This window comes from Niallia sp. FSL K6-0212, from assembly GCF_038007605.1.
Lineage (GTDB): Bacteria > Bacillota > Bacilli > Bacillales > Cytobacillaceae > Niallia > Niallia circulans.
In genome coordinates this window covers 2,797,215-2,812,555 of the sequence record NZ_JBBOXL010000001.1, presented here as the reverse complement: position 1 = coordinate 2,812,555, position 15,341 = coordinate 2,797,215, and the positions used below count along the sequence as shown (strand labels likewise).

General features: G+C 35.8%; 13 protein-coding genes. 2 read left to right on the top strand and 11 right to left on the bottom strand.

Annotated elements, in window-relative coordinates; translation table 11 throughout:
* Positions 1-5: 5 nt before the first annotated feature.
* Both MHH96_RS13250 and MHH96_RS13245 read right to left on the bottom strand, forming a co-directional pair.
* A complete protein-coding gene (locus tag MHH96_RS13250) occupies positions 6-2,372 on the bottom strand; it encodes a polyprenyl synthetase family protein (RefSeq protein ID WP_047941527.1) in 2,367 nt (788 codons plus the stop codon).
* Positions 2,373-2,804: 432 nt separating this feature from the next.
* Positions 2,805-4,097, bottom strand: a complete 1,293-nt coding sequence (locus tag MHH96_RS13245) for an MFS transporter (protein WP_341118121.1) — start codon at positions 4,095-4,097, stop codon at positions 2,805-2,807.
* A 120-nt stretch (positions 4,098-4,217) separates the two neighbouring features.
* On the opposite strand from MHH96_RS13245, the gene MHH96_RS13240 reads away from it, so the two are divergent.
* Complete coding sequence (locus MHH96_RS13240) at positions 4,218-5,462, top strand: helix-turn-helix domain-containing protein (protein ID WP_047941526.1); 1,245 nt, start codon at positions 4,218-4,220, stop codon at positions 5,460-5,462.
* A gap of 65 nt (positions 5,463-5,527) precedes the next feature.
* Here MHH96_RS13240 and MHH96_RS13235 read toward each other — a convergent pair whose 3' ends face one another.
* The 9 genes from MHH96_RS13235 to MHH96_RS13195 all read right to left on the bottom strand — a co-directional run bounded on the left by MHH96_RS13235 (position 5,528) and on the right by MHH96_RS13195 (position 14,310).
* Entirely contained in the window at positions 5,528-6,376 is an 849-nt protein-coding gene (locus MHH96_RS13235) for a glycerophosphodiester phosphodiesterase (protein WP_053215631.1), read from the bottom strand.
* Positions 6,369-7,130 carry a glycerophosphodiester phosphodiesterase gene (locus MHH96_RS13230; protein WP_047941524.1) on the bottom strand — a complete coding sequence of 254 codons (762 nt, stop codon included), beginning with the start codon at positions 7,128-7,130 and terminating at the stop codon, positions 6,369-6,371. Before MHH96_RS13230 ends, MHH96_RS13235 begins: the two co-directional genes overlap by 8 nt.
* A 75-nt stretch (positions 7,131-7,205) precedes the next feature.
* Entirely contained in the window at positions 7,206-8,543 is a 1,338-nt protein-coding gene (locus MHH96_RS13225) for an ABC transporter substrate-binding protein (RefSeq protein WP_047941523.1), read from the bottom strand.
* Positions 8,544-8,590: 47 nt separating this feature from the next.
* On the bottom strand, positions 8,591-9,409 hold the full coding sequence (locus tag MHH96_RS13220) for a carbohydrate ABC transporter permease (protein WP_082138283.1): 819 nt from the start codon (positions 9,407-9,409) through the stop codon (positions 8,591-8,593).
* The gene (locus MHH96_RS13215; RefSeq protein WP_047941521.1) at positions 9,406-10,344 is read right to left on the bottom strand and encodes a carbohydrate ABC transporter permease; all 939 of its coding nucleotides are present in this window, start codon (positions 10,342-10,344) and stop codon (positions 9,406-9,408) included. The genes MHH96_RS13220 and MHH96_RS13215 overlap by 4 nt, the downstream gene beginning before the upstream one ends.
* Complete coding sequence (locus MHH96_RS13210; RefSeq protein WP_047941625.1) at positions 10,341-11,453, bottom strand: ABC transporter ATP-binding protein; 1,113 nt, start codon at positions 11,451-11,453, stop codon at positions 10,341-10,343. The genes MHH96_RS13215 and MHH96_RS13210 overlap by 4 nt, the downstream gene beginning before the upstream one ends.
* Before the next feature lie 266 nt (positions 11,454-11,719).
* A complete protein-coding gene (locus MHH96_RS13205; protein WP_047941520.1) occupies positions 11,720-12,199 on the bottom strand; it encodes a pyridoxamine 5'-phosphate oxidase family protein in 480 nt (159 codons plus the stop codon).
* An 86-nt stretch (positions 12,200-12,285) separates the two neighbouring features.
* Positions 12,286-12,963, bottom strand: coding sequence for a DUF554 domain-containing protein (locus MHH96_RS13200; RefSeq protein ID WP_047941519.1), 678 nt, complete (start codon positions 12,961-12,963; stop codon positions 12,286-12,288).
* A 78-nt stretch (positions 12,964-13,041) separates the two neighbouring features.
* Complete coding sequence (locus MHH96_RS13195) at positions 13,042-14,310, bottom strand: APC family permease (RefSeq protein WP_047941518.1); 1,269 nt, start codon at positions 14,308-14,310, stop codon at positions 13,042-13,044.
* Between the two features lie 127 nt (positions 14,311-14,437).
* On the opposite strand from MHH96_RS13195, the gene MHH96_RS13190 reads away from it, so the two are divergent.
* Positions 14,438-15,334 (top strand): LysR family transcriptional regulator, encoded by an 897-nt coding sequence (locus MHH96_RS13190; protein ID WP_047941517.1) that lies wholly within the window; start codon positions 14,438-14,440, stop codon positions 15,332-15,334.
* The last annotated feature ends 7 nt before the right edge of the window (positions 15,335-15,341 follow it).

Below are 15,341 nucleotides of genomic sequence, written 5' to 3'. Positions count from 1 at the left end.
TATTATTACCGATTTCGATTGACCATATAATCTACTAAGTACCTCAAAAAATTAGTCTTCTTCGGTATAGCATCGACTATATCTAATGCTAAACTATAATGCTCCCACATTTCCTTTCTGGCACCTTCTACACCTAGCACACTTACAAAAGTGGACGTATTATTGTCTTTGTCCATTCCAGACTCTTTTCCTAATATTTCTTTACTTCCCTCTGCATCGAGTAAATCATCCTTTATTTGAAATGCAATCCCAGCATGATAAGCATATTTCTTCAGCAAATCCTTAACCTCTTCTGGAACTCCCGCTAAAATGGCTGGCATGACAAGTGCTGCTTCGAACCCAATTCCCGTCTTATAAAAACAAAGAGTATTCAGCTCTTGAAGAGATAGTTTTTTTCCTCGCGATTCTAGATCCATTATCTGGCCTTTACACATATCAGCAGTAGCTTTCGTTGTATACTGAATCAGCTGTAATATCCTGGATTCATCAAAACCACGTAAATTAGCTTGTTCTTCTATTGCCTTTTGTGTCAGGAATAGTCCAGTTAATTCTGCTGTTGCAGTATCATACACTTCATGCAGCGTTGGTCGTCCTCTCCTCATTGCGGCATTATCCTGTGATGGCAAATCGTCAAATATTAGAGAAGCTGTGTGCATATATTCCACTGACCGCAGCAGGGGGGCGATTTGGGCATTATCTAGTCCCCATTCTTTTTCCCCGATAAAACTAGTAATAACCGGCCGTAATCTTTTCCCATTTCCAGTAAGACTATAATTTGCTGCTTCTGTCACGATATCTTTTTTCAATTGTGCATTTTCTGTAATTGGCAGCATATTATCGATAGATCCCCTGCTTGATTGAATCATTTCAGAAAACGCTTCTTGTTCTCTGTGATTTTCCTTTAAAATACTAATCATATGATCACGTAATAACTTATCGAAAAAGTCGACATCATCTGATTTTTCCACCATCTGCTGTAATAATCGATTAAAGACGGGAAAATCTTTTGTGAGAATTCCCATTAAATCATTATATTTCTCATTTCCCAATTTTTCCTTTAGTCGTTTTAATCCGTTAACTGCACGGTCTAATAAGACTTCTTGGGTTTTTAAATCAGAATGGTATACATCGTGAATCAAATAGGAAATGACGGTCCAATACATTTCAAAAGGATTAAGTAAGTCCTTTCTCGTTTGATAATAGGTGAGATAATACGTATAAGGCGTTACAGCACCATCCTTTTTATCCTCAAACATATCGGCTAAATCATCTGCCAGCTGATTATAAATTCCATAATAAAATGTTCTTTGATCATAGCCTTCATCCTCAGGTGCATTTATTAACGAGCGAACAATCTGTCGCGAAGCAGAAGATTTAAGGATTACAGGGATATATATTTCTTCATTAGAGTATGTGCTAACAGTCAATTTCTTTTTTCTGTCGACCTCTTGTGAATGAAAAAAGATATAGGATTGATTTAAAAATAGCTCCCATGTTTGATTATCATGCTGTTTTTTCATATATTCAAATGCTTCTTTTAACTCATTATGGATGAAGGAAATAAGCTCTTTATTTTCTCCATGCCACAAACCAAAATGTGGGACTATCCCTGTTTCTAAGGTACTTCGGATTAGAGCAGAATAGCGTTCTTCCTCTTCCGGTGATAAAATATGGGCATCAAGTAAATCATCAATTAAAGGATAGGTCAATCCATAATAGAAGCCTAGTTTAATAGCTTTTTCTAGTCGCAGCTGGCGCTCTTCGTCTGAAAGGTCCATGGTTCTTCTTTCTTCTAATTCGTGCATCAAGACCCCTGCAAGAATCTTCAAGATTTTCCGCTGGGCATGCTCTACGCTCATCCCAGCAGGAATATGTGAAGTCACTCGTTTTAGCTTTTCCATAACCCAAATCATTGTATGTTCAACAGCATCTTTTTTAGCTAATTTGTATATACTGGAGACACTAAAATTATCTTCCTTTGTTTCTTTCTTTAATAAATAATTTTTCACCTTTCCAACTGCTTCATTAACTCTTTCTTGTGTGAAAGGAGAAAAAAGCGTCTTTCCTAAATCACGCATATATAGATAGGAAACACTTCTATGCAAATAGTTATCTAGTTTGCCGGCATAGTTTAACCACTCTATATAAGGGCGATATCCTTTTACTCGTGGTTTTCTTTTTTTTCGGGAAAAATAACTTAGGATGGATGGAGAATGAATATGGTTTATTTTCCATGTTTGAAAGTCGCTCGTTAAGCGCGACACATAAGCCTTATCCACTAACTGCTTTTGAAGGGATTCGAAGTAACGAGCAGCTTTGTCCTCTGCCGATCGATATTCCTCCTTTTTTTTATCTTTTACCTTTTTATCCATATGAACATTACCTCTGCTTTTACTTAAAGTTCATTTAACTAATCTAATATAATCAGCTTTCCTCTTTATTATAACTAGAATATTCATTATCTCCTATTAATCTTATATATACCATAGAAAAAAACTCTCCTATTACGGAAGGAGAGTCTTAGTATAAAGAGTTTGATTTTTGGATGCAGCTTTTTATCTGTTCCCTTTTTATTCCCGATTATCTTAAAAATGTCTCTGACAATAGCTAGATTTATTAGCAAACACTTTATTACTTTCCATACAATGCTTCCATATTCCCTTTGCTTTTTTCGCATAAATATCGAAGATTTTATTCATTCTTGCTTCTTCTGTTGGATAAAGCTTTTACTCCATCAGAAGCCAGCAAACCATGGTTCATCCCAGAATACTTTGAGTACGAAACTGTAGAAATTTACTTCATTATTATACAGAAGTTGCTCTATGTTTGGTTACCGGAACTGTATCCCCTGATTCTGCGGCCTTTTCCATCACAGATGGCCTTGCAAGGATGAATACAGATATAATCAATAAAGAACCAGCTATTAAGAGAATCCATTGCGCAGGAACATAATCATATAACACACCAAATATAAGTGTTCCTACCGGCATCATTCCCATTGCAAATGTCTCTAATATAGTAAAAACCCTTCCTTTATATTCATTCGCAATCTTCTTTTGCATTAATACCATTATTGGGATATTAACCAGTATATTAACAGATCCAAACAAAAACATTAGCATTAAGTAAAAGATAAATATAGAGGCTGCCGACATCGGAATGAAGATTGGAATAGCTGCAGCTGCCATTAATATTCCTAGCACTATAATTCCTATTTTACTTACTTGGAAAGGTTGTTTAAATTCCTTTCCTAATGAAAGATAAATAGAAAGCAATAAAGTTCCAACAGCAAAAGCACCTTCTACCATTCCAAATTGGACAGATGGCATATGTAGCTTTGTATTTACTACATATGGGAAACCAATATTAAAAGCAGTAAAAATAAAATTGACGATAAGACTAATACAAATAATAGCTACTAATAGCGGCTGATTCTTAACATAAACTAATCCTGCCTTCAAACTCATCCAAACCGTTTCCTGTTGTTCTGCCTTTTCTTTTTCCTTTTCAAACAATGTAAAATTCATCGTGGAATCAAGTACAACAGCAATCGACGAAGCAATCAGAAAAATTGTTAAAAAGACAGACATGGAGACAAGACCGAATAATATTCCACCGATAGCAGGACTGGCAATTTGCGCAATGGAAACGGCAATTTGATTCATGGAAGACGCTTTTTGAATGCGGCTTTCATCAACTAATCCTGTTAAAGAAGAAGTAAAAGCATTGCTCGCAAACATCGAGGTAATAGATAAAATACAAGATGTTGTATAAATAGCAGGTAAAGATAATCCTATCGTGACACTGTAAAGCAGCAATCCACCAATAGATATGGTAGAGACAGTTTGCGCTGTAATCGCAATATGTTTACGAGGATATCTATCAATAATAGACCCAGCAAAAGGTGCTACTAGTGTCCGCGGCAAAATATTGCACAACATATTTACGGCAAAACTCATTGACGAGCCAGTTAAATGCAAAATATATAAACTAATTGCAAATGTATAAATTTGTGACCCAGCTGTGGCAATTAATTTACTACTGACAAATGTCCATAAATGGTAGGCGGCTCTCTTTTCTAACGAATATTCTTTCACCAAAACATCGTCCTTCCTTTAAAAGTTTAATTAAATTAAACAAATCATATCACACCAAAACTTTCCTTTCAAGGAAAAGTTTAATATAATTAAACTATCGAAAGAAGGAGTTGTACGATTATGCTAGGCGAACGCATTCGCACATTACGAAAACAAAAAAAAATGACCCTAGAGGCATTAGCTGGCGATAGATTAACCAAAGGCATGCTTAGTCAAATTGAGAATAATAAAGCGCGCCCTTCTATGGAGAGTTTGGAATATATTGCGGAGAGACTAGGCGTTGATATATCAGAGTTATTAGAAAAGGTAAGTATTGTTGAATTAAGAAAAGTATTAGAGGAAGCAGAAAAGATACATGAAGAATTTCGTATTTATTTTAAGCACTCTGAGGAAACCATAGAACAATGCTCCAAACTGACCGCCTTAATTGAGCCCTATATCTCTAATTTGAATGAAAGCTATGAATCAGCTCGCTTATTGGAAATTTATAGCCGCAGTCTATTTTGTCTGAATAAAAAGGAATGGACATTATATTGTGATAAAGCAGCATTAATTTATGATTTGCTTAATCTTACTGCTAATCGGGCAAACATTGCATTCTTCAGAGGAATAAACTTTTATTTGGAACACCGCTATCAAGACGCTTTACAATGTTATTTGGAAGAACGACATCATATTGAAACAACCCATATAAAGATAGATCCTATGACTAAAGTCACTATGGATTATCATATCGCTGCCTTATATTCAGCAATCGGAGACATAAAAGCAACTTCAGAAGCAGTGGAAAGCGCATTGGAATACTCGAGAAAAGAAAAACTCTACTACAAAATAGACGATATCTATAAGCTTGCTACAGTGGTTGCCTTGCTAGTGGGAGAGGAAGAAAAATTTCATTACTACCTAAAAAAACTAAAGCAATATGGTGAATTTGTAGAAGATAAAATTTTTGAAGAACTCTGTGATGTAATTTATGTGGAATACTTACTGCATGTAAAGGGAGAATACCATCAAGCAATGCCTATCATTGATCAATATTTAACTTTTGACGAAAACACTCAAAAAGTAACCGGTGATAATTGGAATATGCTTCAAAAGGGAAAAGCGATGTATTTTGCTAAGGCATATTCAGAAGCACTCCTCATTTTAAAAACAATTTATGTACCAAAACATACTAACCATCCTGTTGACCAAGCTATTTATTTTACCAAAGATATATTTATTGCTCTTTGTTATAAGGAACTTAATAATATCGATAAAGCGCGAGATTATGCAAAAATTGCTTATGACTGCTATTTCCCGCTGCCTGACTCTATATTTAAGACTCTATGTAACGAAACATATAAAAACATTTGTTTAAGCTAACTATGTAATATTTATAAAAATAAAAATGGGCGTGAATAAATTCCTTCACACCCATTTTCCCTTTTTTATATGGCTAAAATCTCTTTCGTAAAATGAATAAAGTCGGTGAAATAGCCATCCACTCCAAATTCGTGAACTCGTTCTTGTTCCACTTTTTGTGTTTTCTTATTCGTAAAATAGACATGTACCTCTTTTTCCTTTTTATGTAATTCGTCTACCACCTCTTTTGTAATATCTGTAGACTCTATGCCGATGATAGGAAAATCAACCGTACTAGCTTTTTCTAGGGAAAAAGAGCCTTTGCGAAAAAGAAGTGCTAATTCAGTAGCTGGTGCCATTTCTTTAATTTTCAATAAACTCTCTACTGAAAAGGATTGGATCGTTACCAAATTTTTGTCTAAAAGCTCATACTTTTTTAATAGCTGAATTAGTTTTTCTTCCATTGTTAGTTTTCCATCAACGAGCCTTGTCTCAATATAGTACTTTTGTGTATCTTGAAAAGTATCGATTATTTCCTTTAATGTAGGAATTTTTTCCTTTATCTCTTTCCTATTATCCGATTCGATTGTTTGAAACGCCCTTAGTTCTTCTAATGTGTAATCAGAAACCTTCCCTTTGCCATTTGTAGTCCGATCGATTGTATCATCATGCATGGCAACTAACTCGCCATCTTTTGTCATTCTTAAATCTATTTCTAATGAATCTACGCCAGATTGAGCTGCTATTTGATAGGCAGTAATGGTACTCTCGTTGTACCATTCATTTGCCCCTCTATGTGCGATTACCCTTGGAGTTTCTTCGTGTTCTGTCACAGATGGACTGACCATAGTTTGTACTGACTGATTATTTCCGCAAGCAGAAAGGGAGATAATTAAAATCAGCAAGAGGGTGCTTCTATTTAAGAATTTACTCAACAGACACAGCCCTTTCTTGTCTTATCGCTATGGCCATTTCTGGATAATCAGTAATAATAGATTCTACTTCTGCATCGATAAGATTAGTCAACTCTTCCTTTTTGTTTACTGTCCATACTCTTACATGCTTTCTTAATTCCTGCCAATCTTTTAAGTTATCAATCACCATTTCTTTATGGAGATGCAAAGCCTCTAATTCCAAGCTTTTTATATAATCAAGAGGGTTGGAAATGAATTGATTTAATAGCCAGGCAATCGATGCAGATGGATCCAATCCCTTTATTCTTAACAAAGTCGGCAAATGAAAAGAAGAATAAACAATCTTCCGCCCATTTCCAAATTGCTTCACAAGTGCTAGAGTCTTTTCTTCAATTCCTTCATATGCAAATGTATAAGTTTTAAGCTCAATATTTAATTCGATATCGTATGGAGCAAGCAACTGTAATACCTCTTTTAATGTAGGCACTTTTTCTGCAATCCAGCTTTCTTCATAATCAGGAAGGGAGGAAAATTTACTTCCCGCACTAAACTGTTTAAGCTCTTCTAGTGTATAGGATTTTACAAAGCCAATTCCGTCGGTTGTGCGATTTAAAAATTCATCATGAATAACAACTACTTCCCCATCCTTTGTCAGATGGATATCTAATTCAATTCCATCTACTCCTTGTAGTATCGCTTGTTGAAAACCGAGAAGTGTATTTTCAGGAAACCTGCCTTTTGCGCCTCTGTGTCCGTAAACTTTGGTTTGATTCATGCTTCCCTCTCCTTTTTTAATAGCAAAGAAACAGACTAACTAGTATAAAAATTAATCTGTTTCCTAAACTATCTATTATTTTCTAGCTCGATTCGCCTTTTCAATTGCTTCATTAAATTGTTTTACCATATTGCTATACGTCTCCTCGACATCTCCACCGTTATAAACTGTCTCAAGTGCTGTTTCGCTAATGCGACGTCCCTCTGGAATCATATCCATTAAAGCACCTTGTGTAGCATAAGAAGACTTAGTAGACTGTAATTGCTCAACTGTAACTTTTAATTGTGGCATTTTCTCATATGCTTCTGTTACAACTTGTTCACTATAAGCATCTGGATTAATAGCAAAATATCCTGTGCCAACATGCCACTTCGCTTGAACTTCTTTTGTTTGTAAGTACTTCATGAATTCCCAGGCCGCTTTTTTCTCCTCATCACTCTTATCTTTCATCATCCACAGACTTGCTCCACCTATAACCACACCTTGTCTTTCTACAGCTTCTGGATGGGGAATAAAAGCAACACCTACATCAAATGGCGCATTATCAATGACATCTCTGGCACTAGCCGAAGATTGCATAAACATTGCAACATCTCCTGCAAGGAATCCAGCTACCATGTTGTCACCATTCGTACCATAATTAGCAAAGGTTTTAGCATCAATCATTCGTTTTACCCATTGAAAAATCGATTTTCCTTGTTCATCCGTAAAACCAATTTCTGTTGGTGTTTCTGTTCGTCCATTATCATTATTCATTAATAAAGCACCTTGATTAGCTAATAATTGCTCATATAACCAACCGTATGCTTGAAGGGCAAATCCTTTCATTTCTGGGTTTGCTTTTGTTATCGCTTTTCCAGCTTCTTCTACCTCCTCAAATGTTGCGGGAGCTTTCTCGGGATCTAGACCTGCTGCTTTAAAGGCATCCTTATTATAATACATAACTGGTGTAGAAGAGTTAAATGGCATCGAATAAAAAGTGTCATCAATTTTATAGTAGTTTGTGATATTTTCTTCTAAGCCGCTCATATCATAACCATCTTCATCAATGAGTGTCTGAATTGGTTCCACAAATCCACTATTAATCATCGATTTTGTGCCGATTTCAAAAACCTGCATCATAGTTGGCGCACTTTCTGTCCCTGCAACTGTATGAAATTTTGTTAATGCCTCATCATATGTACCTTGATATTCTGCATTGATTTTCACCTTATCCTGCGAACTGTTGTATTCCTCTACAATACTATTCAATGCTTCTTGAGCTGCTCCGCCCATGGAATGCCAGAATGTAACCGTAGTCGGTCCTTCCTGTTTTTCACCACTAGTAGAGGATTCTGCATTATTGCTGCAGCCTGCCATAAATAAAACGATTGAAAGCATGAATATACTGAATAACTGTTTTGTTTTCTTCATTTTCCCTACACTCCCCAAATATCTTATAGTTAAATATTGTGAAAAAATTATTTTAAAGCTCCTTCTGTTAATCCCTTTTGAAGCTTTTTCTGGCCTAAAAATAATAGGATTAATGTTGGCAGAACCACAATAATTGCTCCTGCCATAATAATGCCCCATTCATTTAACTGTTCTTGTGATTGAAGCTGTCTTAACCCTATTTGAACAGTACGTACACTATCATTTGTTGTGGCCAGTAGTGGCCATAGATACATATTCCAAGAAGTAACAAAACCATACACACCTAGTGTAATCAAACTCGTTTTCGCCATTGGCAGAACAACCGTTAAATAAAATTTAAGATCCCCAATTCCCGCAATTTCACTTGCTTCCTTAAGTTCTTTGGGAATTTGTTTAAAATTTTGCCGTAAGAGAAACGTACCAAAGGCTGTTGCAAAAAACGGAATGGTTAAACCATTATAATGATCCAGCCAGTTTAGATTCCTTATCGTTTGAAAGTTTGGGATGATGGATGCTTCAAATGGCACCATCATGGTTGCAATAAAGATAAAGAAGATTACATCTCTCCCTTTAAACTCTAAAAAGACAAATGCATAAGCAGCTAAACTAGCAAGTATTAATTGTCCGAGCATAATAACAAGGGAAACGACAAAACTATTTAATAAATATTGCATTAAGGGAAAGCGTTCAAACACTTTTATATAATTGTCCAATGTTAATCCGGTTGGAATTATTTTTCCTGTCATAATATCCTGTGAAGACATAAAGCTCATTAGAAAAGCGATTATAGCTGGCGAAAAAATGAGCAGTGCCGAAACGATTAAGAAGATGTAAAAGATAATTTTTTTATGAATTGGCAATGTCACTGATAATGGACCTTCCTTTCTCCAAGCTTAAATTGAATAATAGTGAGAACCAGAATGATGACAAATAGAATAATTGCTTGTGCACTTGCTGTTCCATACTGGTAATTCATAAACGCCTCTTGATAGATAGAATAAACGATTAAATTCGTTTCATTTTGCGGTCCACCTCTTGTTAACATATCTACTTGACCGAATGTTTGAAAGGCATTTATTAATGTGACAGTCAGTACAAAAAATAAAGTGGGAGAAAGCATCGGAATCGTAATTCGTCTCAATTTATAAAAGTAGCCGGCTCCGTCTATATCTGCACTTTCATAGAGATAAGAATCAATCGATTGAAGTCCACCTAATAAAATTAAGAAGGTAAATCCGACATTCATCCAAATGGTAGAAATAGATACAGAAAAAAGCGCCCAATTAGGATCGGTCAGCCACCCAATTGGCTCTAAGCCAAATGTTTTTACAATACGGTTCAGCCACCCAATTGTCGGATGAAATAAGAACATCCAAAATACAGAAGCTGCCGCAACTGAAATCCCCATGGAAGAGGAAAAAACGGTTCGAAAAACACCAATTCCACGTAACTTTTCATTTGCAAGAATCGCTAGGAATAAGCTGACGATAATCGATCCTGGAACTGTGTATAAAGCAAAAAGAAAGGTTGACTTTAAACTTTGCAGGAAAATAGCAGATTTGAAAATTTCTAAGTAATTCTCCAGCCCTACAAAGACTGTTGGGTCACCTCGATTATCCGTTAAGAAAAAACTTAAAAAGATAGTTCTTCCTAATGGATAAAATAAGAAAACACTAAATAATAGAATTGAAGGTAATAGAAATAGCATTCCTTTCAGCCAATACTGTAACCGCTGCTTCTTTTTTTCTTTTATAAAATCAATGGAAGGTTCCACTTCCTGCCGATATACAACCTCACTCATAGTCCAACAACCTCTTGTTCTTTGGCTGCAATTGCTGGTCGAATCAATGCTCCCGATTCAGAATCGAAAAAGCAAATATTCTTAGAGGACAACTGAACTGGTACATGATCTCCTGCTTGAATCCGCCATTGCCCTAACCATTTAGCTGTCCAAAGCTCCTTACCCACTTCAAAGGTTAACAGCGTTTCATTTCCTAACTGCTCCACATTGATAACCTCTAAAATATGTGTTTTCTCTTCTGGAGCTGCTGGCAAAATATGTTCCGCTCTTATCCCCATCGTTAAATTTGGATAGGACAACAGTGCTAACATTTCTTCTTTATCCATAGTAATTTGCAAACCACTCTCCAACACTAATTTATAATCAATTAATTTCCCTTTACTTAAATTAATCTTCGGGGAACCGATAAAAGAAGCTACAAACAAATTGGCTGGCTGATTATATAAAGTAATCGGTTCGCCTACTTGTTGGATTTTCCCATCATTTAAAACCATGATTCGATCCCCCATTGTCATTGCTTCTACTTGATCATGAGTTACATAAATCATCGTTAAGCCCAGCTTCTTTTGTAAACGGCGGATTTCTATTCTCATGTGGGCACGGAGCTTTGCATCTAAATTAGAAAGCGGCTCATCCATTAAACAAATTGGAGCTTCACTGACAACAGATCTAGCAAGAGCTACCCGCTGCCTTTGACCGCCAGATAATTGCTTCGGCTTACGTTTTAATAAATCCATTAATCCCATCATCTCAGCTGTTTCCTTTAGTCTTTTTTGCTGTTCTAACTTGTCTATTTTTTTGGCACGTAAACCAAAGAGAATATTTTGTTCAACCGTTAAATGTGGGTATAAGGCATAATTTTGAAAGACCATAGATAAATTGCGTTCCTTTGGAGGCAGGTGATTGACAATCTTATTATTCATCTTCAATACGCCACCAGAAATTTCTTCAAGACCCGCAATCATTCGTAATAATGTACTTTTCCCAGATCCTGATGGACCAACTAGCACAAAAAATTCCCCTTCTTCTATGGAAAGACTTATCTGATCAATTACCGATTTTTGTCTATCATATGATTTTGAAATGTCCTTCAATTCTACTGCAATCACTAACAAACCCCTCCCCAATTGAATTACATCCCTATTTAACCATACAAATTTAACGAAATAGCCAAATTTACCAATCATTAACAAACACCTAATAGTCCTTTGACAAACTTCAAGTTCGCTTTACACTCTTCATATTTTTTTAATTTTCTTTACTAACAAATACAGGGAGGACGGTTCTCCTTATTTCTATTTCTGCCCTCAGCAGAACCGTCCCCATTTCTCTGCATATAAAAAAGCTCAGAGTTTCTCTGAGCTTTAACGGTTCCTTATAATTCAATTGTTTCGTTAATGTCTGTGTTTTCCGCTTCTTTGCCTGCTAGTCTTTTATAAAAATAGACAATGTTTTTAGTAAAGCTGGTATCCCAATATTCTGCTGCTTCTGCCTTTATTTTAATCAAGACGACATTCGGATCGTCGTAAGACGCTTTCATGATTTTTTCGTAGGCCTTACTCCATAACTCTTTTTTCTTTGCAATATCCTCTACAATTTCTGCTCTACCTCTTATCGAAACATAGGATTTACCTGCGTAAGAAATATTCACTTCATTTTCGTGTAAAATCTCTTCATACTTATCGGTATCTTTCTTTGTTATAAACCATAAATCACCATCAAACTCTACTTCCTGCGTTTTCATTGGACGAGAGACTAGCCCTTCTTCTGAAACGGTTGTTAACATGGCTGTATCGACATCTTTAATCAGTTCTCTTAACGTTTCAAGTTCTTCTTGTCTAATTGTGTTTTCCATTATAATCACCTCTTGAACTGTTCTAAAAGTATATTACCCTTATAAAAAACTTTTAATCAAAAGTGATTTAGACAAAATTCGCTTGTTTAAAAAAGCTTTAGAATCATAAACCAAATTGCTGGTATTAACAAAGACGGCAACAGATTTAAGGTCTTGAATTTTTTTACTCCTAGTATGCTAAGTCCTGAACTAAGGATAAGAATTCCGCCAATAATCGATATTTCTGCTAATAAATCAGACGTTAAAAAGTTTGCAAGTAAGCCAGCTGTTATGTAAAAAAAGCCTTGCCACACAAATAAGACGAGAGCCGAAACAGCAATTCCTAATCCAAAGGTCGATGATAGAACAATCGATGTAACGCCATCTAAAATGGCATTTGTAAATAGATAAGTATGATTCCCTCTTAATGCACTTTCAATTGGTCCTAAGATTGATAAAGTCCCTGCACAAAAAAGTAAAATCGCAGTCGATAATCCCTCTGCCAGATTCCCCTTCGAGAATTTGCCTACAAATCGTTTAAAAGCATTTTCTATATCTAACCTTTCGCCAATCAAACCACCAATAGCTAGACTGACTATAAACAGAACAGGATATTTGCTGTCTGGCATGTATTGAACAATGGAATGGATTCCAAGTGCAGTTGCAGCTAGTCCCATTGCCTGCATTAAAATATCCTGATACTCCTCTTTAATTCCCTTTTTCAAAAAACTGCCTATCATGCACCCTGCTAAAATCATAAAACAGTTAAACAATGTTCCAATCAATTTCTTTTTCTCCTTGGCTTTATATTTAATGAATAGCATACGGTCACTCACTATATAAGCCATTTTATCTTATTTTGCCTACATTTTGGTCACTTTTTTATCGTACATCACTCTTTTCTTGCGGGTTAGTTCTCTTTTGTGCCAGCCGCTAAATAATCCAGTTAAAATAAGGATAATGACTAATGCAATAATGGAAGAGCGTAATAGCAAGATGGCAAACAGGATACTTAACATAATGGCCATTCCTTTTAACAACGTTTTTTTTAATAACTTAATTGCTGCACAGAGACCAATTAGAGCATTAGCAATGAAAAAGGCATTTGCCAAGCTGACAAGTTGTTCTACTGACACTAATTTTAATAAGACTAAAAAGGCAAACAGAAGATGGATAAAAACAAGCAAACCAATTGCTTTATATGGTGCTCCATTAGAGAACTTTTTAGTTAGAAAGTGGAGAGAGGAAATAGGTTTTGATAACGATGCTATTAGTCTTGCTACTCCACCAACAACCATTAAATGTGTTGTTATACAAAGTCCTGTTGCGACGATTGCCAATAAGCCAATAGACAGCTGTCCAAACAATGGATACATAATCCCCGTTAAACGAATAGTAAACGTACCTGTATATGTTGTCCACTGAACAGCAGCAGAAAGGACTAAATTAACAACCAAAATGACTGCCGCACTAAAAAAGATCGCTCTCCGAATGGTTGTTTTTGGATTTTTCACTTCACTAGAATAATTACCAACAATCTCCCAGCCGACTATTGTCCAAAAAAGCAATAAGAGACTATAACCAAAGGAAGAATAATGAAATACAGGAAAATCCCAAGTGTCAGAAGGATGGTTTATTAAAGAAAAGACACTACCACTTACTAATATCAATACGGCAAATGTAGAGATGATAAAAGACAATTTCCCAAGAAAATTCAGACGAAATAACAGTATCAACCCGTTTATGATGAGTAAAACAAACGCAATCCATTCTACTTTAATATTGCTTGAAAATAGCCAGGTTTGAATATATTCAGCTGCTGTCATCATCACTGCGACTGGTCCCATCAAAGCAGCAATCATAAGAAAAACAGATGAAAGATTTTTTATTTTTGCTCCAAATGCTTTTTCCATGGCAGTACCAAGCCCTTCTTCCCCTGGAAACTGTATCATTAACTCTCCACAGACATATGCAAAACATATGCCAATGATGGACATAATGAACCAGGCAAAGATTGCATAGTTTCCGATATTTTCATAAATAATAGTTGGCAATAAAATAATTCCTGATCCTAATAGCGGTCCAATGATTAACCCGCTTAAGGTCAAGGAACCAATTTTTCTTTGATTCATTCTTTTTCCCCATTCCTGATGTTTTTTAATTATTTCTCATTTTCTATTGTATTTGTCTTTTATCATTCAGTAAAATAGATATATACGATAAACAATATCGATTATACCGATAACAGGAGGATACTATATGGAAATACGCCATTTACAAACGTTTAAGGCCATCGTGGAAGCTGGTGGTTTTGCCAAGGCAGCTACTCAGCTTGGCTATGCACAATCCTCTATTACTTCCCATATACAAGCATTAGAGATGGAACTAGAAGGCCCACTTTTTGATCGTCTCGGCAAATCCATTGCGTTAACAGAGTTAGGCAAATCATTTCTTCCTTATGCAAATGAAATGCTGCGCCTGCATAAGGGAGCAAAAGAACTGCATCAATCTTCGAGAATGAAAAAAGGAAAAATAACGATTGGGGCTTCTGAATCATTAACTGTTTACCGTCTTCCTACTATCATTCAGGCATATAAAGAGAAATTTCCGGATGTTCATTTATCTGTTCGAATGGGGACATGCGAGGAACTGCAGCATTTAGTAGAGATTGGCGATTTAGATATTGCCTTGCTTCTTAATCTGGAATTCAAGAAGCATCCTTCCTTAGAAACCATTAAAATGTTAGACGAAAATATGAGTATCATTTCCTCCCCTAGTCATATGCAGCCTAATTCCATTCTTTATTCGGAAAGCAACTGCCCCTATCGGACCATTTTTGATAAATTTATAGCGGAAGAAAATATTACTCCAACCTCTTTTCATGAATTTTGGAGTATTGAGGCAATAAAGCAATGTGTACAATGTGGATTGGGACTTGCTCTTGTGCCGGAAATTACCATTCAAAATGAATTAAAGGAGGGACGATTATCTGCACGGCGTTTAGATAAGAAACATGGTCAAGTCGCTTCCTTTCTTTTTTATCATAAAAGCAGATGGGTTTCTCCAATCGTCCATTATTTTATCGAAGAAGCAAAAGCTTATTTTAAACAGGAAGAAGAAAAAAGAACTGCATTTGAAAAAGAAGCCAGCTACTAATTGTAAC